We start from the raw sequence: 24,934 nt of genomic DNA, 5'->3' as shown, positions 1-24,934 counted from the left end.
TCAATAGTAAGCCTCAGCAGGTCTTGAAGTCGCATGGGGTTAGTGTCATAGTTGCGCCAGTTTTAACGCAAATTTGTTTGGTAATAGGTTTTCTATGGCTCTGAAATACCAAGTTGTCCCAGTGACATCTTTTTCTCAAAACTGTTCTATCGTCTGGTGTGATGAAACGATGAAAGGCATCGTTATTGACCCAGGCGGTGACGAAAAGCAACTTGCTATGCTCATTAAAGAGCTTGGCATCGAGATCGTCAACTTGGTGCTAACCCATGGTCACCTAGATCATGTTGGCGGAACAGAGCCGCTGGCTGCAATGCTTGGTGGTACTGAGATCATTGGTCCTCATAAAGCGGATAATTTTTGGCTACAAGGTCTAGAAGGGCAAAGCCAAATGTTTGGTTTCCCATTGACTGAAGCTTTTGAACCGCATCAATGGTTAAATGAGGGTGACACTGTCACATTTGGTAATCAAGTATTAAAGGTATTCCACACACCAGGTCATACCCCTGGTCACGTTGTTCTTTATAGTGAAGAAGCGCGATTGGCGTTTGTGGGCGACGTATTGTTTAACGGTAGCATTGGCCGAACTGACTTCCCACAAGGTGATTTCAATACCTTGATTAGCTCTATCAAAGAGAAACTGTGGCCTTTAGGCAATGATGTCACGTTTGTCCCTGGTCACGGCCCTCAATCGACTTTCGGTCACGAACGTAAAACTAACCCGTTCGTTGCTGACGAGATGCCGCTTTACTAAAAGCGCGTGTAGTAAGCATTATTCTGGCTCGGCGGCAGCTAAGTATCGCCGAGTCAGTCCCACAAAATCCTCTGCTTCACGATCTAGGTCACTGGCTGATATAAACAGATCGTAGCCGTAAAATCCTCTTTGATATTTCATACGGTTGGCGAGCATCGCCAGTAAGCCTTTATACTCAATCCCATTGCTGTTTATGTATGGCTTAGGATCAAGCACCATATCTTCAAACTTATCTTCACACTGATTTTGCTTCGCACCTAAATAAAGTAGTGCGCGTTGGCTAAGGAGAATTTCTGTCGCTATACGAGGGCAGATCGAATCCAAATAAGGTGAGTAGTGTTTTAGACGAATACCAATCCAAGGTAGCGGCTGATGCCACCCTTCCTGCTGGTAGCTACAAATACCTATTGACTCAACATTTCGCCATCGGACGACCCATCCGCCTTTAAAAAGGTGTTGTTGGAAGTGAGAAGCTGTCAGCGTAAAAGTGACTTGGCTTTTTTTGATCATCAAGATGGCGAAACCAACAATTGCAGACATCAAAATGACCGACAACATGGCTTGCTTCCATCCCGGAGAAATGACAACCAAAAACAAGGTTATCAGTGCAACGAGCAACAAAAGTATTCTGTTGATAGGGGAGTCGGGTTTGAAATGTGAATTTGTTAGGTGCAGCGTTTCCATGCTTATAACCTCATCGAATACTTGATCAAAAATGCGTGGATGACTAAATGTGCATTGACTTGCATTTGAAATAAAAGAAACCTCTGTTTTTATACCCAGTATTCAATAAATCCGTTCATAAAATATCTGATTAAATAGTAGACGTTCTATGCTTTGAGCGCATTTTTCATCGCGTTTCGCCGCTAAAACCTACAAATTGCTTGTGAATTTTGGTATAAAACGCGCTTCAAATTTTCATCCCTGCTGAGATGCAGTGAACTGGAGAAATATTCAATGAGACTTGCTCATAAGCGTAAAGTGCAGATGAAACTGCAAAAACGCATTAAAGCGACAGTAGCAAACTTAGCTGCAGCACCTAAAGCAGTGAAGCCTGTTGCCGAAAAAGCAGTAGCACCTTCTGTTGCTGAAAAAGCTGTTGCGGAGAAAGTAGTAGCTGAGAAAAAAGTAGCTGCAGTGAAAACAGTTGATGTTGCCCTTACTCCTAAGCAACAACAAGTATTAGACATCGTTGTAGCAAATGCTGAAGGTATTAACCCTAAAGGCATTGGTCTAGCTGCAGGTCAAGAAGATACTAAAGCGGCATCATGGGCTACTGGCGCACTGAAGAAGCTTCTTGAAGAAAACCTAGTTCAAAAAGAGCAGTTAGCAGGTAACAAAGTTATCTACAAAGCAGTTTAATTACCGCTACCGTTCTAGCTTGAATACCTCGGCCAATGCCGGGGTATTTTTTTATCTTCGTATTGAAAGTAATCCATTAGGTATTGATTTTAACGCTGCCAATAAGTGCTTTGTCACATTTTCTTAAATACTATGTAAATTTTTTGGCAGAGAAGTACGTACGTATCATTTTTCTTTTTACATCGTTAAGGGAAAAGTAACTCATTAATTTTATGATGGTTAAACTTGTCGCATAACAGCTGTCCTACGTAGTTATACGTAATACCTAAGGCTAATGTCTTATTGATGAATTACTCGCTTCCGTGTTCATGCCCATTTCGCATTCGACAACATTGTTACATCTTTTATACCGAATACAGCCAATCCTAATGAAATGGATGACAACAATAACCTTGGTGATAAAGGACGTGAACGATGAGTCTAATCCAAAAATCTTTAAAACGAGTGCTCAAAACAACCGCTGTCGTTGCCGCGATGACATTCGTTGTGACTTCTGCAAATGCTGCTGAAAAAGTCTATCGTTTAAAGCTTGCTGAAACTTGGGGACCTAACTTCCCTATTTTTGGTGATGCGACAAAAAACATGGCAAAAATGGCAGAGGAGATGTCCAACGGGCGTCTGCAAATCCGTATTGATTCCGCAAACAAGCACAAAGCGCCTTTTGGGGTGTTTGATATGGTTAAGTCTGGTCAATACGACATGGGCCACTCGGCGTCTTACTACTGGAAGGGCAAGGTTCCAAACACACTTTACTTCACTTCTATGCCTTTCGGGATGTTACCAACTGAGCAGTATGCGTGGTTTTACTACGGCGGTGGTATGGAGCTGATGGAGAAGGTGTACTCTCCACATAATTTGATGTCTTTCCCTGGCGGTAATACCGATACTCAGATGGGCGGGTGGTTCCAGAAAGAGATCAAGTCCGTCGAGGATTTGCAGGGTTTGAAAATGCGTATCCCAGGTTTTGCTGGTGAGATTTTGGCAGAGTTAGGTGCAAAACCAACGAATATCGCCCCTGGTGAGCTATATACCTCTCTAGAGCGTCGCACAATTGATGCCTTGGAGTGGGTTGGTCCATCATTGGACTTGCGCATGGGCTTCCACAAAATCGCGCCATACTACTACACAGGTTGGCATGAGCCAGCAACTGAGCTTCAGTTCCTTGTTAATAAGCGTACTTGGAACCGTCTACCTGATGATCTAAAAGCGATTTTACAAGTAGCAATGAAAACCGCCGCTTACGATATGTACACGCAATCGAAACACGAAAGTGGCAAAAACTGGGCATCTATCAAATCTGAATACCCAAATGTTGAAGTCAAAGACTTCCCGCCTGAAGTAGTAGCTGCGTTGCGAGAAGCAAACGATCGTTTGTTGAAAGAGCACGCAGAAAAAGATGCTTTGGCGAAAGAGATTCAAGAGTCGCAAGCGAACTACATGAATCAAGTTCGACCTTGGTCAGACATTTCACACCGAGCTTACTTAAACAGTCAAGCTCAACAATAACGTTATGACGCAGGCGACGCCGAGAGGTTTAGCCTGCGAACGAAGCCCAAGAAAACTTCATAATGAATGCTCCGCACCATAGCGGAGCGTATCCAAACGTTCCACGGAGTTCGGAATGAGAAGTCTTATTTATATTGAGCGATTATTTAACCGCTTTAGCGATTTTCTCGGATGGTTGTCCAGCATCCTGTTTATTTTATTGTTGGTGAATGTGGTTTACGACGTTGTGATGCGATATGTATTCAACGATGTATCCATTGCATTCCAAGAAATGGAATGGCATCTATTCTCCGCCGTATTTCTGCTTGGTGTGCCTTACGCGATTAAGTCTGGTGGCCATGTTCGCGTCGACATTTTTTATGAACGCTTATCTTACAAAGCACAATCCATCATCGACATCATAGGCACGCTATTTTTCTTATTCCCTTTTTGCCTACTGGTGGCTTGGTTTGGTGTCGATTTCGCCAAAGAAAGTTACGCGCTAGGCGAGACGTCTGGTGATCCAGGCGGATTGCCATATCGTTGGATCATCAAAGCGATGATTCCGCTGTCATTTTTCTTTATGGCAGTCAGTGGCATTGGACTGCTGCTGCATTCGATCAACAAGATTGTTAACCCTCATCTTATCTATGCCGGTAATAACGGTAAGTCGTAAAAGGAAGTCATTATGATCGGTATAGTGATGTTTTTTGTCGCGCTCTTTGCGCTTTTATTGGGATTCCCCGTTGCCTTTACTTTTGGCGGTATTGCACTGATTTTTGGTGTTTGGGCTGAAGGCATCGAGATGTTTGCTTTCATGCCATATCGTATTCAATCCATTATGGAAAATACGGTGCTAATGGCCGTACCATTGTTTGTCTTCATGGGACTAGTACTTCAGAAGACGAAGCTTGCAGAGCAACTGCTTGAGTCGATGGGACGTCTGTTTGGCGGCGTCCGTGGTGGTATTGCTATTTCGACAGTATTAGTTGGCGCATTACTTGCCGCGTCAACGGGCGTAGTCGGCGCATCGGTTGTTGCTATGGGGTTGATCTCATTGCCTGTGATGCTTAAATACAATTACGACAAAGGCTTGGCGTGCGGGACTATTTGTGCGTCTGGTACCTTGGGACAAATTATCCCGCCTTCTATCGTGTTGATCTTGTTAGGGGATGTACTCGGTGTTCCGGTCGGGGACTTATTCCAAGCTGCAATCTGGCCCGGTATCACGCTCGTCGGCGCCTATGTTATCTACATTCTTATTTATGCGAAGTTGAATCCTCAAGCGGCACAGGCGATAGAGCGCGATGAGTCGATTAGTCGAAAGCAAGAAGTGTTCACCGCGCTGAAAGCCGTTTTACCGCCACTAGCACTGATCATTGTGGTATTGGGCTCCATCTTTGCTGGGATTGCAACGCCAACAGAGTCAGCGGCTCTGGGCGGTGCTGGTGCGATAGTTCTGTCGTTACTGTATAAGCAGTTTAGTTGGTCGATGATTTATGATGCATCGAAAGAAACCGTTAAAGTAACCGCAATGGTCTTTGCTATTTTGCTAGGGGCAACCGCCTTCTCAATGGCATTTACCTACACTGGCGGTGATTATCTAGTCGAAGAGTGGATGTTAGAATTGCCTGGAGAAAAGTGGGGCTTCCTCATCATTACCATGGTGGTGATTCTGATTTTAGGTTTCTTTATCGACTTCGTTGAAATCTGTTTTATCATCGTGCCAATTATTGCGCCGGTCGCTGAGTTGATGGGCATTAATATGACGTGGTTTGCGATTCTTATCGCAATGAACTTACAGACGTCATTTCTAACACCGCCATTTGGTTTTAGTTTGTTCTATCTAAAAGGCGTCGCACCAGCAGGTGTTACTACGCGAGATATTTACAAAGGTGTGATGCCGTTTATCGCGATTCAAATTGTCGTGTTGGCTTCTTTGCTGTTTTTCCCAGGCTTTTATGGCATGAGTTGATCACTCGATAATAAAAGAGATTTTGTGAACTGAGAGTTTTTACCTTTTGAGACAAGTTGTTAAGCTGCTATTTATGTCTAGGCGGACGAAGTCGAGTTATTTGTGCTGCTAAGATAGTGAGCTGTAAAGCAGCGTTTCATGGAGGAAAGGGATGCCTCTCAAAGCAAAGTTAATTCTGCTGACATTGATACCCGTGGTATTGGTGTCAGCGAGTATCAGTTGGATTTCTATCTATCAAACCAAGACTCTTGGCAAAAGAGAGGTAGAGATCTTTCATCAAAACCTGATCCAATCAAAAGAGGCGGCGCTCAAAGACACGGTCGACGTCGCCTTTGACTCCATTTCTTATATCTACAACGATCCAACCTTAGAAGAGGGCGTTGCTAAAACACGCGTGAAAGCGATTTTAAACCGTTTAAGCTACGGAGCAGACGGCTACTTTTTTGCTTACGATAAATACGGCACCAACCTTGTACATCCTGTTCTTCCAGAGCTAGTCGGGGAGAACTTACTCTATCTTGAAGACGAGAATGGCGATCGTCTAATCGAAGCTTTGTTGTATCAAGCTCAATCAGGTGGTGGATTTCATCAGTACCTGTGGCAAAAGCCATCTACGGGTGAGGTCGTCCCAAAGCTTAGCTACGCCGCATGGCTCGATAAGTGGGAATGGATGATAGGGACAGGGCTCTATATTGAGGACGTCAGTCAAGAAGTCGCCAATATGCGTGCTGCGGTGAACAAAAATATCGAAACGACTTTTTTCTCGGTCGTCGTGATCTTAGCGGTGACCGTTGCTGTAATTATCGTTCTCACTTTAGCGATTAATCTGCATGAACACCGTCTTGCCGATAAAAACCTTAAAGAGTTGGCACATAAAACCGTCATGTTTCAAGAGGATGAGAAAAAGCATCTAGCGAGAGAGTTGCATGATGGAATCAACCAGCTGTTAGTTTCTAGTAAATGTCATTTGGATTTAATGAGTCATAGACTGGAAGACGAAAAACTCAAATCCCACTTAGATAAATCGCAACGCTCATTGGTCACCGCGATAAATGAAGTAAGGCATATTTCTCATCAACTTCGCCCTAGCGCCCTTGATGATATCGGCTTAGAGGCGGCACTGACCACTTTACTGCAAGACTTTCACTCTCACTCTGGGATTGATATCGAGAGTAATTTTGATACTCAGCAGTACAAACTGACGTCGGAGGTCGCGACGACCTTGTATCGTGTTGCTCAAGAGTCTTTGAACAACATCGAAAAACACGCAAGAGCGAAAAAAGTGACGGTTACTTTGCAAAAAATGGGCAATATGCTGCAATTACTCATACGTGACGACGGTGTTGGCTTTGTGGTTAACCAAGCAGTGCACCAACAAGGGATTGGGTTAAGGAACATGCAAGAGCGTGTAGAGTTCATTGGTGGTGAGTTTGAACTGATGAGTGAGCTTGGTTTAGGAACAGAGATTACCGTGCTGCTTAATTTGGATGAATTAGTTTATGGATAAACCGATTAGTGTGGTGATTGTTGATGATCATCAAGTGGTCTTAGATGGCTTCATGGCTCGCTTGGAGTTAGAGCCTGACATTGAAGTGGTCGGTACGGCAAGCAATGGGCTGGAAGCGATTGAAGTCGCAAAGCACCTTCAGCCTGATGTCATCTTGATGGACATTAGCATGCCGATAATGAACGGTATTGAAGCGACAGGGGTAATTAAAGAAGAGCGACCAGAGAGCAAAATACTTATGCTGACCATGCACGATAACCGTGAATACATCATGAAGGTCATGCAAGCTGGCGCAGTAGGGTACATGCTCAAGGAAATCTCGGCCGAGAAAATGGTGCAAGCAATAAAAACGGTGAATCAAGGTTCAACGTATTTCTGCGAGTCTGTCACACAAACGCTTTTTACCCAAGAGGTGGTGCCAGCCACTCAAAAAACGAATCCACTCAGCCGCAGGGAAGAGGCGGTGCTTAAATTAGTTGCTCAAGGAAACAGCAGTAAGAAAATAGCCACACTACTTAACATTAGCTACCGAACGGTAGAAACGCATCGCCATAACATTAAGCACAAGTTGGATTTACATTCGACGGCAGAGCTAGCGAAATATGCGTTTGAAACAGGGTTAACGGAGTAGGAGAGTAGTGCCCGCAAAAAGCGAGCACGTGAGAGCGAAATTAATCAACTTTTGTAATGCTGCCAAGCTCTAGCATTGGAGCGACATCGATATCCTCTGCATTCATCATTGTTGAGATGCGCTGAACGGAAGATAGCAGCAGAGACTGCTCCCATTCTTCCAATTTTTGGAATCGATTAATGAAGTGTTCCTGCAATGGCGTTGGTGCTTGCTTTAGGGCTTCTTGGCCTTTGCTCGTAAGTACAGCATGCACTTTACGCTTGTCTTGAACACTGCGCTGACGCTCAACAAACTGGCCTCGTTCTAGTCTATCTAGAATGGTCGTTGCGGTCGCTTGGCTCATGTTAGTGTGGCTAGACAACTGTTTAATCGTTACGTTATCTAACTCATTGATAGCACGCATCAAAATCAACTGTGGAGCGGTCAATCCAGACTCTTTGCTCAGCTTTTTAGAATGTAAATCAATAGCGCGGATGATCTGACGAATCGAGACCAATACTTCTTCGTACTTTTCCAATTTATTCATCCAGTCTGTAGGGAACATTTATCGAGGCGACACTAACTTAAATGCGCCCTTATTTAAAGGGGTGGAATCAAAAATTACCACTACAATTTTAAGTAGTGTCTCCAATTTCATTTTGTCGCGTCGTGTAGACAAAATAAGAAGACCTAAAATTATTATAGCAATAAATGTTTGTGGTCTAACTATTGCGCTAGTGGTTTATCCTTTTAAAGGCGGAAATTGCTGAGTGAAAAGTAAGTTATTGGATTTTTTCATAGCAAAAAGATAGACAAAAACGTGTCAAATGATAGGATCTTGCGCCTTCACGGAATGTAAAACGTATCGTGTTCGAAAGATTTTTTTGTTTGGTACGTAAAAACAGTACAAAAATAGAGAGGAACGATGACAAAGGGTATAGATAAGTACAGTATCGATAGTACCGACTATACGGTAGGTCAAGACAACGTTCAAAAATGGGGTTTTGATGTTCATAACCCAGTTTTTGGTATTAGTGCAGGTTTAATTGCGCTGTTTCTTGTCGCTGCATTAGTTCTAGATGCACATACCGCAAAGACGGCACTTGATGGGCTGAAATGGAAGATCATTGGTTCATTCGATTGGTTGTTCATTATTGCAGGTAATATTTTCGTTATTTTCTGTTTGGCACTTATCGTTTCGCCAATGGGTAAAATCCGCTTAGGTGGTAAAGACGCTGTTGCCGATTACTCGTTCATGTCATGGCTTGCAATGCTATTTGCGGCTGGTATGGGTATCGGTTTAATGTTCTGGAGTGTCGCAGAACCTGTCGCTTACTTCACTGGTTGGTATGAAACGCCACTCGGTGTTGAAGCAAATACACCAGAAGCAGCGAGATTGGCACTGGGTGCGACGATGTTCCATTGGGGTCTTCACCCATGGGCAATTTACGGTGTTGTAGCACTTTCTTTAGCATTCTTTGCCTACAACAAAGGATTACCGCTGTCTATGCGCTCGATCTTCTACCCGCTTCTGGGTGATCGCGCGTGGGGCTGGGCTGGTCATATCGTGGATATCTTGGCCGTTCTTGCGACCTTGTTTGGTCTTGCAACGTCACTGGGCTTAGGTGCACAACAAGCGGCAAGTGGTATTCATCACGTATTTGGTGTTGAGCCAGGCCTGGGCCTACAAATCGTCGTCATTACCGTTGTAACTTTGCTTGCTGTTGTTTCAGTCGTACGTGGTATTGATGGTGGCGTTAAAGTCATTAGTAACATCAACATGGTTGTGGCGTTCTTGCTACTGATTCTTGTTGGTCTTATCGGTTGGGCGGCGAGTTTAGGCTCGATTCCAACCACACTTATGGCATACGTAGAGAATATTATTCCGCTAAGTAACCCGTTTGGTCGTACAGATGAAGCATGGTTCCAAGGCTGGACAGTATTCTACTGGGCTTGGTGGATTTCATGGTCACCATTCGTAGGTATGTTCATTGCGCGTGTTTCTCGCGGTCGTACCGTTCGCGAATTCATTACAGCCGTTCTATTGGTTCCAACCGCTGTTACTGTTGTTTGGATGTCAGTATTTGGTGGTCTAGCGATCGAGCAAGTTGTTGATAAAGTAGGTGAGTTGGGCACGAATGGTTTGACTGACGTTTCACTTGCTATGTTCCAAATGTTCGATGTTCTTCCATTTGGTAGCATGCTTTCAATCATTGCTGTTGTGTTGGTACTTGTGTTCTTCATCACGTCTTCTGACTCTGGTTCACTTGTTATCGACAGCATCACAGCGGGCGGTAAAGTCGACGCTCCTGTACTTCAACGTGTTTTCTGGGCATTTATGGAAGGTGCAATTGCGGTTGCTCTACTGTGGATTGGTGGCTCAGAAGCAGTTCAAGCGCTTCAGGCAGGTGCAATTTCTACAGCACTACCGTTTACCTTCATTCTGCTTGCAATGTGTGTGAGCTTATTGATGGGTATGAGAACAGAACGTCAATAACTCAGGCATTTTATAAATCTGTCTGAGTAACAAGTAATCAAAAGGCCAGCATTTTGCTGGCTTTTTTTGTGCGGTTTTTATGACGGTGAGACAAAAAAATGACACATGAAAGTTCATATTTTACAAAGAGTTAATGTGCTATTTTGTTTTTAAAAATTAGTGAATAGTCGTGAAAAAGTGTGTAATATTCACACACCTTAACTGTTCTCCCAACTCAAAAACTATAAATATGAAATTATCATTAAAACAAAAGCTTATTGGCGCAAGCCTTTCTGCTGTTGTTGTGATGGCAACAGCACTTACTTGGTTGTCGGCTGGTCAATTATTTGATCAGACTCGTTCAGGTGTCTATTCACGTGCGCAAAGTCTAAGTACTACTGCGTCAGAAGGAATTTCTGATTGGGTCAATATCCGCAAAGATATTGCTACCGCATTCAACGACTACTCGACAGAGCAAGACGTTGTCCCTTTCCTACAACAAGCTCGCAAGGCTGGTGGCTTTGATGACATCTTCCTTGGTACACCAAACGGTGATATGTATCGCTCTCACCCTGAGCGTAACCGTGCTGATTACGACCCTCGTACTCGTCCTTGGTACAAAGATGCTAACGCCGCAGGTAAGCAGATCATCACAGCTGCATATCAAGATGCAATCACTAACGCGCTGCTTGTAACCATTGCTGAGCCAGTAATGAAAAATGGTCAGTTTGTTGGTGTTGTTGGTGCAGATGTACTGATCGATCAGCTCATCAGCGACGTGATTAACCTAGATGCAGGTGAAAATGCGCATGCGATGTTAATCGATATGAACGAAGGTACGTTCCTAGCGCATCCTGATAAAAGCTTAACGCTTAAGCCTATCACCAGTGTTCTAAAAGACTTTTCAGAAGAGGCAATCGAGCGCGCTGCAGATGAAGGTCGTATCGAAGATACTGTAATCAAAGGCCAAGAGAAGCTTTACTACTTTAATAAAGTACCTGGCACGCATTGGATGTTCGCGATTGAAATGGATCGCGCAACGGAAGAAGCAGGGCATGCGGTATTGCTACGTGACCTATTGATCACTGCAGTGATGATCACCATTGTGGTTATTCTTGCGGTATCTTGGTTGGTTGGTTTCTTGTTCCGTGACTTGAGCCGCGTATCAAATGCACTTGAGGAAATTGCATCTGGTGAAGGTGACTTAACGCAACGACTAGAACCACGCAGTGATGATGAAGTAGGTAAACTGGCTGAAAACTTCAACCGCTTTGTTGGCAACATGCACACGATGGTGACCAAGCTTAGCCACGTATCATCTGCGCTTTCAGAGCAAGCACGCACGACGGCACAGCAAGCTGAAGAGCGCAGTCAGCGTATCTCTTACCAGCAAGATGAGATCAACATGGTTGCGACGGCTGTGAACGAAATGGCAGCAGCGACACAAGAAATCGCAGGTAATGCAGATAGCACGGCAAGTAACTCAGAGGAAGCGGTTCAAGCTTGTTCACACGGTTCTAGCCAAGTGACTCAGACGCAAGGTTCTATCCAGAACTTGGCGCAAGAAGTTCAAGTTGCCACTGATGTGATTCAAGAGCTAGAAGCACACGGAAATAGCATCAATACCATTCTATCAACGATTCAAGGTATTGCTGAGCAAACTAACCTACTTGCACTTAACGCGGCAATTGAAGCAGCACGTGCAGGTGAACAAGGCCGTGGCTTTGCTGTGGTTGCGGATGAAGTTCGCGTATTGAGCCAACGCACTCATGCTTCAACGCAAGAGATTCAAGAAACTATCGAGATGCTACAGGGCACAACAGCGAAAGCGGTTGGCATCATGGGTGATAGCCGTCGTCTGGCTGACACCAGTGTTGATGATGCGAACGCGGCTGCAGCGAGCTTGACGCAAATCCATACTGCTGTTGAGCGTATCAGTGACATGGCAACGCAGATTGCATCGGCGGCAGAAGAGCAAGCATCGGTAACAACCGAGATCACGCGTAATACTGAAGGCATTCGTGACGTTTCTAACGAGCTGTCGGTAGAAGCTCATCAAGCAGCAGAACAAGCTGCCCACCTATCTGAGCTTTCACACGAATTAGAGCAAGAGATTCAACGCTTTAAGCTGTAATCGGATACCGACCTAAATAAAAAGGAGCCATTTGGCTCCTTTTTTGATCGCTTATTAAGCTAGAAAGATGTTATAGCCAGAACTCACTGATCGGTTGGTCTTCGCTATAATGATGGGCGATTTGCGCTTGTAGCAGTTCTGCCGTAGCAATTGCATCGGTTAATGCATGGTGAGGGGTATAGTCTGGCAGACCATAACGGCGTCGAGATTGCGCTAACCGAACCGATTCTGGCTTTTTCCCTTTTAAACGCTCCCAGAGTGAGCCGGAGCGTTTCTGTTGAATGGTTTCTTCAAGATGCAGCGTATCTATCACTGGAAACTCAATTCCTTCCCCTAATCGGCTTTTGAGTGCTTTATCCAGAAATTCTCTCTCGATACGACGATAATGCACAACAATGATTTTTCCGCTTAAGCATGGTAGTAGCTCGCTTAAGATGTCACCCAAGTCAGGTGCATCGATCAATTCACTGTGAGTAATACCATGTATGATTACTGAGTCTTCATCGAGTGCTCGCTGCGGGCGAACTTTCCAATGACGCGAATTGCGCAAAAAAATCCGCTTCAAGTTAAACGGCACTAAACCAATGGTAATGATGTCATGTTTTTCGGGGTTCAACCCCGTCGTTTCGAAATCTAGCGCGACGAACTCCACCTCAGACAGGGGGGTCTCTGGTGCAGGTGGTTTATTGCTATAAAACGCAATTAAATTCTCATCTTTAGCCATCTCCAACTTTTGTTCAAATTTCGTTGGCCACTGAATGGTTGGCTTCTGAAAGAGCTTTTTGATCATGTTCAACCTCACTTAAAGCTCTTGTTCGCTTGGTAGCGGAACTTAAGGAAGTTCTGACCATTGCTTAGGATTTGGAAAGCATCTTTTAGGTTGCGACGTTCAAATTCAGAGAGATTTTCTGGTTCGATATTGTTATCTGGGTCAATGCCTAATTCCACGTCCGTCGCTTGGTGACGAATACGCACCATGGAAATAAACTCTAGTGCGTCTTTTAAGTCTTGTGCACGACCTTTTGGCAAAATGCCAGCATCAATGATGTCGTCGAGACGCTCAAACGAGTTCTGTGCACGTGATCCAACCGCTAGAGAGTGAACGCGAATTAAGTCGACCAGAGGAGCCGTACCGCGACGTTTGAGATTGATGGAGTTGTTGTGTCTGCCATCTTTCTCCATCACAAAGTCTTTAAAAAAGCCAAGTGGCGGCGTTCGGTTAAGTGCGTTACGAGCCAGACAGGCTAAGAAGCGATTGTTTTTACGCGCACGACGAACAATAAAGCTGGTTAATTGTTCTGCCCATTTTAAGCGACCGTAAACGCCATCCAGATCGAAAAAGATAGACGCGTTGAGTAGCGCTTTCGGGTTCGGGTTATCAATCCAGTCAGCGAAGCACTCTTCCCACTCTGAACGAGTCATGCGCCATAATGGGTTGGTTGCCATAATATCGCCCGTACAATACTTGTAGCCACAGGCATCTAATCCATCACTGACATATTTCGCTAAAGCTTCGAAGTACTTACCATGTTTCTCTTCTTGGTAGGTCTCATCTAGAATGATGGCGTTATCTTGGTCAGTCACCAACAGTTGCTCATCACGTCCCATTGAGCCAAGTGCAAGGAAACAATAAGGAATTGGTGGTGGGCCAAGCTCTTCTTCAGCCATTTCTAACAGACGCTGTTTGAAGCTTCGACCAATCACGGACATCGCACTGCCCACCATGTGTGAGTTGGCATCTTCGTTGACCAGGCGTACAAAGCTGCTTTTTACTTCTTCAGCAACAACTGCCAAATCTTCGATGGTCTGTTGTTGGAAAATGCTGCTCACCAATAAGAGCGAGTTTTGTGATTCATAACGAACAATGTCGGTTGTTTCGATAATACCAATAGGCAATTGGTTTTTAACCACAGGCAGATGGTGCACGTTGTAACGCAGCATGGTTAACATTGCTTCATAGATGTAGGCATTGTGATCAAGAGACATGACTTCAGTGGTCATCACACTTGATACATCGTCCTGTGGAGACAAGCCTTCGGCCAACACACGGGTACACAAGTCACGGTCAGTAATAATACCAAGTACCGGAGACTGTGGATCATCTTCGTCACGAACGAAATCTGGATCGACGATAAGTAGAGCAGATACGTTGTCATTCGCCATCTGCTGCGCGGCTTGCTGGATTGTCTGTCCACGATCAATCGTATGAGCATCGCCAGTCAGCAAGGTTTTCACTTTCGATGTCGTCAGGTCATTGGCATCTTTGTTTTCTGAAATAGCTTGGCGTAAACGAGCACTATTTTCCACTTCGACAAAGTCTGCAAAGGAATCAAAGTTGTCGTATATCTCTTGGAAAACGTCACCAGGAATACAGTAGAGCAGAGTATCTTCAATGGCTTTTACCGGAAAGCGTACTTTGTTGTTGGTTAGCATTCCCATCTGGCCAAATAGGTCACCTTCATCAAGACGGTTATAAAGCTCTCCTTTGCGTCGATAAACCTCTACGACACCGCTTCGCACCACGTAGAGATCTTGGATATAGTCTCCAAAATGGATAATTGGGGTATCTTCTCGGTAGTACGAGATCTCGACACTCTCTGTCACCTTGTTTAGTGTTTCTTCAGGGAGTTCATTGAACGGGGGGTACTTGGCGAGAAAGTTATAAATCTCGAGAAGTTCTGCATCCATCGAAGGTGCCTTTTAGTTCGCAAATAATAAAGTAATCTTAACTTAGTTTTAAAACAGAGTCTTATCTGAACCGTGATTTTCGTACTCAGTCATAAGATTCTGACATATCGCACGATAAGGAATCGGCATTTCTACTACTATATAGTCACTTAAAAGGTGAGCGGACGTGGTCGACATATTTTGGGCCAATGCTTGATTTAGAGGCATAGCAGATTTCAAATCGTTACCGCGTCTGTAAACTAAGTTATTTTTGTTGAACTAAGCCACTCAAGGTGATTTTGGGGCGGTGTTTAAATAATTCTCATGAAAGGAAGTCGAATGGTGAGAAGTTTATTGCTTGCGTCTTTAGCTGCTTTGCCAGCAGCAACTAGCGCGGCGGTCATGGACCAAGCAGAAAAATTTGGGTATGAACACATTCACTTGGATGTGGGTGCCGGAACCACAAATGAAGAGTGGTTAGATAATTCGAACGCGACCACAATTGGACTCGGTGGTAATTACTTATTTACTGAGAACTGGTTGTTTAATGTCGATTACTCGGCGCAGTTTTTCCATCCGGACGACTTTACTCTTCGCATTGACCGTTTGTTGTTTGGTGGTGGTTATCGTTATGGGATTACGGATCAATTCGATATCTACGGTAAATATGGAATAGGTGCAATCAAAGCGAAAGCGACGGACGACAAAACGGATAATACGTTATCTTCAGATAGCGAATTGCTTCAAGCCGTCACCGTTGGGGTGAATTACTTATTCAGTGAAAAACTTATTGCGACGGCCGAGGTGGAAGTTAACCGCAGTGATATCGTCGATGAGAACAATTTTAAGATAGGTTTTAACTACCAATGGCATGATGTTATTGGTACTGGTCTTTTTTATCAGTTTAGAGATACCGATTACAGCGGTGAGAGCTCTGATTATGTCAATGAAGTGGGGCTGAGTTTGAAGTTTGTCTACTAGCGGACAGGTTCATTTATTGGCAATAAATAAAAACAAAAAGGTCAGCTTATGCTGACCTTTTCTTTTAATAAAGTATGCGACTATCGATTATAAAACCGCTGCAATGCCTTTACATAGAGGACCCATATTTGACTTCGTCATACCAGCAACACTGATTCGGCCTGAACCGACGATGTAAATACCGAACTCTTCTTTCAGACGGTTTACTTGCTCTTTAGATAGGCCAGAGAAAGAGAACATACCATTTTGACGTTCGATGAAGCTAAAGTCTGCGTCCACACCTTCTGATTTTAGTGTCGCTACAAATAGTTCACGCATCTCTTGGATACGGTCACGCATTTCTGCTACTTCAGCTTCCCATTCCGCACGCATTTCGGCATTGCCAAGAATGTGAGTCACGACCGCGCTGCCGTGCGCTGGTGGGTTAGAGTAGATAGAGCGAATAATGGCTTTGACTTGCGAGAATGCGGTTGTTGCGACTTCTTCTGATTCCGCTACTAACGTGAAGGCACCAACGCGTTCGTTGTATAGGCCAAAGTTTTTCGAGAAAGAGCTCGCGACTAGGATTTCTTTGTTGTACTTAGCAAAAGTACGAAGACCCGCCGCATCCTCTTCCACACCTTTAGCAAAGCCTTGGTATGCGAAGTCAAATAGAGGAAGCAATTTCTTCTCTGCGACTAGTTTCGCCAATGTTTCCCATTCTTCAGCAGTTGGGTCGATACCTGTAGGGTTGTGGCAGCAGCCGTGTAGAAGCACGATGTCACCTTCAGATGCAGATTGCAGATCGTTTAGCATTGCATCGAAGTCTTTGTCTTTTGTTTCAGCGTTGTAGTAGCTGTATTGTGCCGTTTCGATACCAGCAGCAGTAAATACGCCGTTGTGGTTTGCCCAAGTAGGGTTGCTGATCCAAATTTTTACATCGCCAAGTTGGCGTTTAATGAACTCACCAGCAACACGTAATGCACCGGTACCACCTGGAGCTTGAGCTGTTTTAGCGCGTTTTTCGTTTACAATTTCCGCATCAGAGCCGAAAAGCAGTTTTTGTACTGCAATGCCGTACTCTGCTGTGCCTTCGATAGTTAGGTAAGACTTGGTTTTTTCAGTTTCAACAAGCGCTGCTTCAGCTTTCTTTACTGTTGCAAGAACGGGAGTTTCGCCTTGCTCGTTTTTGTAAATACCTACGCCAAGGTTAATTTTGTCTGCGCGAGTATCTTTTTTAAACTCTTCAGTAAGGCCAAGAATAGGGTCAGCCGGAGCGGCAACTACTTTTTCAAACATAATCTTCATCCATGTTAATCGAAGGGGTGTGCTAACATTTATACCTTTCAGCAATATTGGTTACAACCGTTACTGAAAAGAAAACCTAAAAAAGTTGCGATTTGAAACAGAATTCTAACATAACTAAAGTTTTTGCCATGGAAACGTTTGGTAGGCACAGAGTTTGAAGGGGATTTATACCATGGTTGATGAAGTTTTGTTCACGTACCAATCGTTTGACTTCAGTGCTTTGCGTTAGTGATTTACGTTGAGTGGCGGTTACTAGTTGAGACAAAAACGCCCCACTAAAGGTGGAGCGTTTGCTTGTAAGAAGTATAGATGTCGGCTGATGTTATTTCTTCAGGTCGATTTCAGACTCAACCGCATTGGTTTCGATGTCTGGGTTAGAAGAAAGCTTCTCAGTCGCCCAGTCGTTCATATGCTTTAAGATTGCTTTTAATGCGTGCTTCTCTGTTGGGACTTCCGCTTTTTCGACTTCAAGCTTTTGTTTCGGGTGTGTGCCCGTCGCATCTTCCGCTACGTGTAGCCAATCTGGGTGCCAGTAATAAGGTTGGCCGGAAGGAGAACTCCAAGAATGTACGCCGTTGGATTCACCTTTGTATTTAATGTCTTCTTCGTTGTATTTCGCCATTATTGTTTTCTCTCATAATCCATGAGTTGAGGTGTGCATCACCATTACTATCTAAATGTAACAGATGTAATGAAAATTAATGTGATAACTATCGACTTATTTTGTCATTCGATAGCTACAGACGATGCGTACTTCTCATTCAGAAGAATTTACTATTTGGCAGGTTTTGGCTTTATCTGCGTTTAAAGCATACGACGATGGATTCGCCTGCCTAACGCTATTCTTGAACGGTGATAGAGCCTAAGCTACTCGTCATTCAAGTGTTTGAGAATCGCCGCTTTTGCATGCTCTTCTGTCGCTGCTTCTCCGTCAGGGACTTCAAGGTCAGCCTTTTTGTGTTCACCCAAAGCATCTTCAGCGATATGCAACCAATCAGGATGCCAGTAATAAGGGGTTGTGCCGCCAGGATGATCCCAGCTATGTACACCTTTATGTTTCCCGCGATAAGAGAGATCGTCCATTGTAAATACTTTCATCGCTTCCTCCCGGCTTAAAAGATAGATGTCTAAGTGGACTTTACACTCTCAGCTCTGTGGAATGCCTTGCTTTTCAGACAAGGCAAGATCTAAGACCACTCGGACGTATCAGTAAAAGTATGGAACATAAATTCTCACTTCGTCGTCGAAATTGCTATTAACAAGCTTGATAAATTACGTTGCTAAATTGACTACTGCCATATCAGAATGCTGGCGTGAAGTATGCTATGGTGCGGCTGCAAGTGAAATGAGGGATACATGAATCGATACCGTCAATTGGCCGAATTGTTTAAGGCACAAATTCAGCAAGATACTTGGAGAGCAGGGGAGAAGCTGCCTTCAATACGCGTCACCAGCCGCAATCATTCCGTAAGTGCAGGTACGGTATTACAAGCCTATCAATTGCTAGAGGCGCAAGGCTGGGTGATAGCAAAGCCTCAATCTGGTTACTATGTGACTGCCGATCTTGAACGTCTCACCAATACGAATGGAATTAAAAGCAACAATACTCCATGCACTAAGTTGAATGATGAGTTGTATTCGTTTTTGAAGCACCAAGCAACATCGGATGTTGTTCATTTAGGCTCGGCGTTTCCGGAACCGTGTTTGTTTCCTTTAGAGTCGCTTAACCGTAATTTGGCCAGCTCGGGACGAAAAATGGGGCCGGATAAGTTGCTAGGCAACCTACCTCCTGGTGCTGAGTCGTTAAGGCGACTCGTCGCACAGAGGTATATTCATCATGGGATATCACTAACCCATGATGATGTGGTTATTACTTCCGGTGCGCTAGAAGCATTGAACTTGAGTTTGCAAGCGGTCACCCGACCAGGTGATACCGTCGTTGTCGAATCCCCAACGTTTTATGGCGCACTTCAAGCGGTAGAACGGTTAGGTCTCAAGGCTATTGAAATCAGTGTCGATGATGAGAGTGGGCATTCGCTTGAACAAATCGAAGCAGCTTTTGCCAATGAAGATGTTCAGGCTTGTTGGTTAATGACGAACTTTCATAATCCAACCGGGGCTTCTTTGTCTGATGAACACAAACGATACATTGTTGAGTTAGCCAATCGATATGATGTGTATCTCATCGAAGACGATGTGTACTCTGAGCTGTATTTTTCTGACAAAAGGCCGAACTCATTAAAGACCTTTGATGAGCAAGAGCGAGTCCTTCATTGTGGTTCTTTTTCTAAGAGTTTATGCCCTGGATATCGCTTGGGTTGGGTGGTGAATAAGCGTTTTAACGAGACTATTCAAAAGCTCCAGTTAATATCGACATTGTCTGGGAGTGCCCCTATTCAGCAGGGAGTTACACACTACTTACAAAACGACAGTTACGACAACCACCTGAGAAAGCTGCGTAAGACACTGCAACACCGTCAAGCTGACTTCGTGGATTTACTCGCAAAGCACATACCTAAAGAGGTTACCTATCAACGTCCTGATGGTGGTTACTTTCTTTGGCTGAAATTGCCAGATGGAATATCAAGTAAAGCGGTATATCAAGCACTATTGTCTGAGCATGTTACCGTCGCTTATGGCAAACTCTTTTCGATAAATGATCAATACGAAAACTATTTAAGACTGAATACATCGCTTCCTTTAGAAACGAGTTTGGAACGTGCTATCAAAAGGCTAGGTGATTTGCTTCGCGAATTACTCAGAATTGAAACTTATTAAACTGCTTAGTGTTTTTTTGCTCCAACTGTATCAGCGCCATTTTTGCAAATTGTGCTTCAATCATTATTCAGGTCGACAGACCTTGGACGATTAAGCAGGATTTAAGATGAAAAAGCAGTTGGTTAAACATGAGTTAAGGTTAATCGCCGTTGCTATTTTTAGTGCGTTTTTACTGGTATTTGCGCATCTCATTTTGGCGAAGTCTTTCTCTCATATGGCATGGACAGAGTACACCGCGGCCGTGATCCCTTTCGTAATGTTTGGCTTATGTATTGTGGGCGTAAAGTATGCTGAAAAAGCGGACAGAGATAAGGAAGAAGACTAACTCAAGCTTGAGTTACTTAGCAGATGGTATTGACGGTTGAGCACAAAATAAAAGACCTCCACTAGGGAGGTCTTTTCTAATTCTGTCTCATTAAAAAGTGATTAGAAGTTCGCAGAGCGAGGCGTACGTGGGAATGGGATCACGTCACGAACGTTGCCCATGCCTGTTACGTAAGATACTAGACGCTCAAAGCCTAGACCAAAGCCTGCGTGTGGCACTGTGCCGTAACGACGCAAGTCGCGATACCAGCTCATGTGCTCAGGGTCGATACCCATTTCGCGCATACGTGCATCCAGTACGTCTAGACGCTCTTCACGCTGAGAACCACCGATGATTTCACCGATGCCAGGTGCTAGAACGTCCATTGCCGCTACCGTCTTACCATCATCGTTCATACGCATGTAGAATGCTTTGATGTCTTTCGGGTAGTTCTTAACGATTACCGGCGCTTTGAAGTGCTCTTCCGCTAGGAAACGCTCGTGCTCAGATGACATATCGATACCCCACTCAACTGGGAATTCGAACTCACGGCCAGAATCCAACAGGATTTGGATCGCGTCAGTGTAGTCAACTTGTGCGAAGTCAGAAGAAACAAAGTTCTCTAGACGGCTAACGGCTTCTTTGTCGATGCGCTGAGCAAAGAACTCAAGGTCATCGCGACGCTCTTCAAGTACTGCTTTGAATACGTACTTAAGCATGTCTTCAGCCAGTTTCGCAACGTCGTCCAGTTCTGCAAACGCAACTTCAGGCTCAACCATCCAGAACTCTGCTAGGTGGCGGCTTGTGTTTGAGTTTTCAGCACGGAAAGTAGGGCCGAAAGTGTAAACCTTGCTTAGTGCACAAGCGTAAGCCTCCGCGTTTAGCTGACCAGATACCGTAAGGAAAGTTTCTTTACCGAAGAAGTCTTCGTTGTAGTCCACTTTGCCAGCGTCTGTACGAGGCAGGTTTTCCATGTCTAGCGTAGAAACGCGGAACATTTCACCTGCACCTTCTGCATCTGAAGCCGTAATCAGTGGCGCAGATACCCAGAAGTAACCTTGCTCGTGGTAGAAGCGGTGGATTGCTTGAGATAGGCAGTTACGTACACGAGCTACCGCACCGATTACGTTTGTGCGCGGACGTAGGTGCGCTACTTCACGTAGGTACTCAATAGAGTGACGAGTTTTTGCCATCGGGTAAGTTTCTGCGTCTTCAACCCAGCCAACCACTTTAACGCCAGTGGCAGCAAGTTCGAAGTCTTGGCCCTTTGCAGGAGATTCAACAATCTTACCAGTTACTTCAACAGAGCAGCCAGTCGTTAGCTTTAGTACTTCGTCTTCGTAATTATTAAGATTATTTGGGACCACGGCCTGAATCGGGTCGAAACAAGAGCCGTCATATATGGCAAGGAAAGAGATTCCAGCTTTGGAATCACGACGTGAACGGATCCAGCCACGAACAGTCACTTCGCTGTCTACTGCTAGCTGACCTTTCAATACGTCTGATACAGGCGCGTAAGTCATGTTTTCAATATTCTCCATTGAGGTAAAAATTCAACCCAACACTTATTAAAGTACTTGTCTAATAACATTTTTGTTCAAAAAACAAGCTAAGTGCTGAGTTGGGTAGCATTTTACAGATTCAACGAGACATATTACCTGTCAATTCGCTCGCATCAACCTTTATATTCATTTTGATGGGGAGAATCTCTCTATTTATTCACTCTTTGATGCTCTGAAAGTGTGAATTGGTTAAGTAATTGCTCTAAACGTTCGGATAGATGCTCTAAATCAACACTAATATCACGCGTGTGCGATGCTGATTGCGATGTGTCGTCAGCATGCAGTGTGATCACATCAATTTTGGATTGAATACGCTGACTGACGTCGGATGTGGTTTGCGTCTGGCTTTGAATGTTTTCCGCATGTTTCAGAACTTGATGCATTTCATCGACAACGTTATGCATCGTGACTGAAAGTGTCTCGACATCGACTGAACGTTGGTGAGCAAACTGGCAGACAGTATCCACAGAGGCTAAGGACTCTTCACTCCCTTGCTGGAATTGAGAAATGATATGCTCAATGTTGCCTGTGGCTTCGGCGGTCCGAGAAGCTAGGTTACGCACTTCCTCCGCGACGACGGCAAAACCGCGTCCTTGCTCTCCGGCTCGGGCGGCTTCAATTGCAGCATTCAACGCGAGTAGGTTCGTTTGTTCTGCAATGCCTTTAATGACCCCAAGAATGGATGATACTTCTTCGGTTCTTTGGTTTAACGAACTGATTTTTTCCCGTACGCCGTCAATATTGCTCACCAAGTGTTTGATGTCTTCGCTCACGCTGTGTGCTTGGCTTGCGCTGTGAGTGGCAACATCAACGGTATGGTTGACTAGAGCTGTGGCGTTATTGGTCGAGTCTTCAACGGCGGTTTGTTGTTGCAACATGTCGGTGATGTTGCTTTGTACGTCACTGGTTTCCAATTGTTGATTATTGGCCGCTTTGTCTGTTGATTGTGCAACATCCGTTAACTGACTGGCTGAATTGGCAAGAGAGTGGGAGGTGTCTTGTACACGCTCTAAACTCTCGGATACCGTATCCATAAACGAATTAATCGCGGTAGAAAGTTGGCCTACCTCATCTTTTTGGTGATGAACAAGTCGTTGAGATAGATCTTTACTATGGCTCACATTCGCCATGAATTGCGACGTTTTTTGTATTGGGCGAACAATGATCTTACGAATCAAACTCATCGTTATAATAAAACCAACAAACGCGATAACGGCCATTATTCCCATCGCAAACATTGCCTGTTTATTGATCATTGAATTGACGTGGTTCATGTTGTATTCCAAACGAATCGCGCCCAATACTTCGCCTTCTGGTGCTACATGGCAAGAAACGCAGTTGGTGCCACGATAATTTTCGCTTGATTTCATTGGTAGCGCGACAACTAGTCCGTTCCCCCAATTGGCTGAAATTGGCTCAATGACCAGTTCGCCATTTAAAGCTCGTTGGTCAATATCATCGACTGGTTGTTGGTTTGCTTGTCCTGGTCCGTAAAGCTTGGTGACGGTATCGGCCCGCAACACGCGAACTTCTTCAATCCCTTCTTGAGCGAGTGCTTTTTTTCGCAAAGTTTCTTTTTGCGACATGGTGCCTGTTAGCATCATCATGTTTAGGCTATCGAAGTAATTACTGGCCTTATCATGAAGCTGTTCACTGAGAACATCATTGATTAAGGTTTTTTGTTGATGGTATTGATAAGCCGTAGAGGCAGCCAGAACACAGCTGAAGACGGCAATTAACGCGAGCAAGAGCTTAAAAGTGATAGTTGAGCGCATAAATTTATAAGTGTAATTGGAACGAACTGCACAATCTTAATGTGCACAAATGCGCACTGCGAACAACGAAATGAATGATTGTGACCCCACTCATGTTGGGGATATGTAATTGTGATGTGAGTGCTGTGTAATCAAATGTTTGGCGCATGACAGAAATACGACGATCAGGACAAAGGTTTAATTATTTTCGCTGAGAACAAACGGAGTTTTGCTACGCTTGTATTGAGTAGCACTTGTCTGTTGGCAGTGAATTCCTTAGTATTGCGTGTCTTTTTAAAGCCTGAGAATCAAGATGAAAACAGAATTGTACAAAGAGTTTATGTTCGAAGCGGCACATCACTTGCCACATGTACCTGAAGGCCATAAGTGTGGTCGTTTGCATGGACACTCTTTCTTAGTTCGTCTTTATGTAGAAGGTGAGGTAGACCCGCATACTGGTTGGGTAGTGGATTTCGCTGAAATCAAAGCGGCATTCAAACCAATTTACAATCGTTTAGACCATTATTACCTGAACGACATTGAAGGGTTGGAGAATCCGACGAGCGAGGTGCTAGCAAAATGGATTTGGCAACAGCTTAAGCCAAGTTTACCGTTGCTAAGCAAAGTTGAAATCAAAGAAACGTGCACAGCCGGTTGTATTTACAAAGGTGAATAAGTCACTTTTTATTGAGCATTGAAGACAAAGGCAAGCCATGAGCTTGCCTTTGTTGTATCTGGATATTCCCTATTTTTTATACTTTTCTTGCTAGCTCAGTGGATGACGTAAAATCCACTCTTTTTCGTTCTCACCAAACGTTGTTTTCTCTGTATTGATGAATCCACACGCATCAAGAAAACTGATAGCGTATTGCTGACTCTGTGGCACAGTGACGCAAAGAGAGGTGCTTTCAGGGTCAATGGTATACGCATAAACGAACAGTTTGCGTAACGCTTCACTCCCAACCCCTTGGCGTTGGAAACGTCGATCAACCATCAAGTACTTGAGCCCCAGTTCGTGCCTTTTGGCAAAGGGCGCATGTTGGGAGAAGCCTTTATCGATAACAAGATAGCCAACTAATAGATCGTCAGAATAAATCGTAAAGAACGCTTCAGACTTATTGCGTTTTTGATAAGCCACTTCAAACGGCGTAGAAAATCCTTTCTGCTCTTCCTGCACATCCAATTGCATCAAACTCGAAAAATCTTTCAGTTTGGTGGGTTTAATAGCAATCATCGTTCAACCACAAATTGGCGGCATATCCTCATGCCGCCACGAACTTTAATAGAGTATTCCCTCTAGT

The 24,934-nt window shown here is 44.3% G+C and carries 23 protein-coding genes; 13 read left to right on the top strand and 10 right to left on the bottom strand.

Features of this window, described 5'->3' with window-relative positions:
- Window positions 1-94 precede the first annotated feature (94 nt).
- Window positions 95-751, top strand: coding sequence for an MBL fold metallo-hydrolase (locus R2S67_RS07840; protein ID WP_048625699.1), 657 nt, complete (start codon window positions 95-97; stop codon window positions 749-751).
- A gap of 18 nt (window positions 752-769) precedes the next feature.
- Here the strand turns inward: R2S67_RS07840 and R2S67_RS07835 are convergent, their stop codons facing one another.
- Complete coding sequence (locus R2S67_RS07835) at window positions 770-1,435, bottom strand: DUF2982 domain-containing protein (RefSeq protein ID WP_258659006.1); 666 nt, start codon at window positions 1,433-1,435, stop codon at window positions 770-772.
- A 273-nt stretch (window positions 1,436-1,708) separates the two neighbouring features.
- On the opposite strand from R2S67_RS07835, the gene R2S67_RS07830 reads away from it, so the two are divergent.
- The 6 genes from R2S67_RS07830 to R2S67_RS07805 all read left to right on the top strand — a co-directional run bounded on the left by R2S67_RS07830 (window position 1,709) and on the right by R2S67_RS07805 (window position 7,711).
- Entirely contained in the window at window positions 1,709-2,113 is a 405-nt protein-coding gene (locus tag R2S67_RS07830) for a hypothetical protein (protein ID WP_005394736.1), read from the top strand.
- A 414-nt stretch (window positions 2,114-2,527) separates the two neighbouring features.
- A complete protein-coding gene (locus R2S67_RS07825) occupies window positions 2,528-3,619 on the top strand; it encodes a TRAP transporter substrate-binding protein (RefSeq protein ID WP_005394734.1) in 1,092 nt (363 codons plus the stop codon).
- 115 nt (window positions 3,620-3,734) lie between these two features.
- Window positions 3,735-4,274 carry a TRAP transporter small permease subunit gene (locus tag R2S67_RS07820; RefSeq protein WP_047009966.1) on the top strand — a complete coding sequence of 180 codons (540 nt, stop codon included), beginning with the start codon at window positions 3,735-3,737 and terminating at the stop codon, window positions 4,272-4,274.
- A gap of 12 nt (window positions 4,275-4,286) precedes the next feature.
- The gene (locus tag R2S67_RS07815) at window positions 4,287-5,573 is read left to right on the top strand and encodes a TRAP transporter large permease subunit (protein WP_005394731.1); all 1,287 of its coding nucleotides are present in this window, start codon (window positions 4,287-4,289) and stop codon (window positions 5,571-5,573) included.
- 151 nt (window positions 5,574-5,724) lie between these two features.
- Window positions 5,725-7,080 carry a cache domain-containing protein gene (locus R2S67_RS07810; RefSeq protein ID WP_012841643.1) on the top strand — a complete coding sequence of 452 codons (1,356 nt, stop codon included), beginning with the start codon at window positions 5,725-5,727 and terminating at the stop codon, window positions 7,078-7,080.
- Entirely contained in the window at window positions 7,073-7,711 is a 639-nt protein-coding gene (locus tag R2S67_RS07805) for a response regulator (protein ID WP_005394727.1), read from the top strand. The genes R2S67_RS07810 and R2S67_RS07805 overlap by 8 nt, the downstream gene beginning before the upstream one ends.
- Window positions 7,712-7,751: 40 nt before the next feature.
- Here the strand turns inward: R2S67_RS07805 and R2S67_RS07800 are convergent, their stop codons facing one another.
- On the bottom strand, window positions 7,752-8,228 hold the full coding sequence (locus R2S67_RS07800; protein WP_031780419.1) for a MarR family winged helix-turn-helix transcriptional regulator: 477 nt from the start codon (window positions 8,226-8,228) through the stop codon (window positions 7,752-7,754).
- 387 nt (window positions 8,229-8,615) lie between these two features.
- On the opposite strand from R2S67_RS07800, the gene R2S67_RS07795 reads away from it, so the two are divergent.
- Window positions 8,616-10,187: a BCCT family transporter gene (locus R2S67_RS07795; protein WP_005394723.1), complete on the top strand. Its 1,572-nt coding sequence runs from the start codon at window positions 8,616-8,618 to the stop codon at window positions 10,185-10,187.
- A gap of 229 nt (window positions 10,188-10,416) precedes the next feature.
- On the top strand, window positions 10,417-12,300 hold the full coding sequence (locus tag R2S67_RS07790; protein WP_124008283.1) for a methyl-accepting chemotaxis protein: 1,884 nt from the start codon (window positions 10,417-10,419) through the stop codon (window positions 12,298-12,300).
- Between the two features lie 70 nt (window positions 12,301-12,370).
- Here R2S67_RS07790 and R2S67_RS07785 read toward each other — a convergent pair whose 3' ends face one another.
- Together R2S67_RS07785 and R2S67_RS07780 are read right to left on the bottom strand one after the other, a co-directional pair.
- Complete coding sequence (locus tag R2S67_RS07785) at window positions 12,371-13,090, bottom strand: 3'-5' exonuclease (RefSeq protein WP_080936826.1); 720 nt, start codon at window positions 13,088-13,090, stop codon at window positions 12,371-12,373.
- Window positions 13,091-13,098: 8 nt separating this feature from the next.
- Window positions 13,099-14,988 (bottom strand): DUF294 nucleotidyltransferase-like domain-containing protein, encoded by a 1,890-nt coding sequence (locus R2S67_RS07780; RefSeq protein ID WP_005396868.1) that lies wholly within the window; start codon window positions 14,986-14,988, stop codon window positions 13,099-13,101.
- A gap of 318 nt (window positions 14,989-15,306) precedes the next feature.
- On the opposite strand from R2S67_RS07780, the gene R2S67_RS07775 reads away from it, so the two are divergent.
- Complete coding sequence (locus tag R2S67_RS07775; protein ID WP_012841646.1) at window positions 15,307-15,948, top strand: outer membrane beta-barrel protein; 642 nt, start codon at window positions 15,307-15,309, stop codon at window positions 15,946-15,948.
- An 87-nt stretch (window positions 15,949-16,035) separates the two neighbouring features.
- Here R2S67_RS07775 and R2S67_RS07770 read toward each other — a convergent pair whose 3' ends face one another.
- The 3 genes from R2S67_RS07770 to R2S67_RS07760 all read right to left on the bottom strand — a co-directional run bounded on the left by R2S67_RS07770 (window position 16,036) and on the right by R2S67_RS07760 (window position 18,333).
- A complete protein-coding gene (locus R2S67_RS07770) occupies window positions 16,036-17,226 on the bottom strand; it encodes an amino acid aminotransferase (protein ID WP_012841647.1) in 1,191 nt (396 codons plus the stop codon).
- Between the two features lie 331 nt (window positions 17,227-17,557).
- Window positions 17,558-17,857, bottom strand: a complete 300-nt coding sequence (locus tag R2S67_RS07765; protein WP_005396873.1) for a hypothetical protein — start codon at window positions 17,855-17,857, stop codon at window positions 17,558-17,560.
- Between the two features lie 245 nt (window positions 17,858-18,102).
- Entirely contained in the window at window positions 18,103-18,333 is a 231-nt protein-coding gene (locus tag R2S67_RS07760) for a hypothetical protein (protein ID WP_005396877.1), read from the bottom strand.
- A gap of 258 nt (window positions 18,334-18,591) precedes the next feature.
- On the opposite strand from R2S67_RS07760, the gene R2S67_RS07755 reads away from it, so the two are divergent.
- Both R2S67_RS07755 and R2S67_RS07750 read left to right on the top strand, forming a co-directional pair.
- Complete coding sequence (locus R2S67_RS07755) at window positions 18,592-20,013, top strand: PLP-dependent aminotransferase family protein (RefSeq protein ID WP_317343099.1); 1,422 nt, start codon at window positions 18,592-18,594, stop codon at window positions 20,011-20,013.
- Between the two features lie 106 nt (window positions 20,014-20,119).
- Window positions 20,120-20,338: a hypothetical protein gene (locus R2S67_RS07750; protein WP_012841649.1), complete on the top strand. Its 219-nt coding sequence runs from the start codon at window positions 20,120-20,122 to the stop codon at window positions 20,336-20,338.
- 101 nt (window positions 20,339-20,439) lie between these two features.
- Here R2S67_RS07750 and asnS read toward each other — a convergent pair whose 3' ends face one another.
- Together asnS and R2S67_RS07740 are read right to left on the bottom strand one after the other, a co-directional pair.
- Entirely contained in the window at window positions 20,440-21,840 is a 1,401-nt protein-coding gene (asnS, locus tag R2S67_RS07745) for an asparagine--tRNA ligase (protein ID WP_046876186.1), read from the bottom strand.
- Between the two features lie 188 nt (window positions 21,841-22,028).
- Window positions 22,029-23,654, bottom strand: coding sequence for a methyl-accepting chemotaxis protein (locus R2S67_RS07740; RefSeq protein ID WP_006741436.1), 1,626 nt, complete (start codon window positions 23,652-23,654; stop codon window positions 22,029-22,031).
- A 292-nt stretch (window positions 23,655-23,946) separates the two neighbouring features.
- On the opposite strand from R2S67_RS07740, the gene queD reads away from it, so the two are divergent.
- On the top strand, window positions 23,947-24,309 hold the full coding sequence (gene queD / locus R2S67_RS07735; RefSeq protein WP_005376896.1) for a 6-carboxytetrahydropterin synthase QueD: 363 nt from the start codon (window positions 23,947-23,949) through the stop codon (window positions 24,307-24,309).
- 90 nt (window positions 24,310-24,399) lie between these two features.
- On the opposite strand, the gene R2S67_RS07730 is transcribed toward queD, so the two are convergent.
- Window positions 24,400-24,867: a GNAT family N-acetyltransferase gene (locus R2S67_RS07730; RefSeq protein WP_046876185.1), complete on the bottom strand. Its 468-nt coding sequence runs from the start codon at window positions 24,865-24,867 to the stop codon at window positions 24,400-24,402.
- Between the last annotated feature and the right edge of the window lie 67 nt (window positions 24,868-24,934).

The sequence above is a fragment of the Vibrio sp. T13N genome (assembly GCF_032970445.1).
GTDB lineage: Bacteria > Pseudomonadota > Gammaproteobacteria > Enterobacterales > Vibrionaceae > Vibrio > Vibrio diabolicus.
The sequence above is the reverse complement of the archived record's forward strand: the minus strand, read 5'-3'. Positions and strand labels throughout refer to the sequence as shown.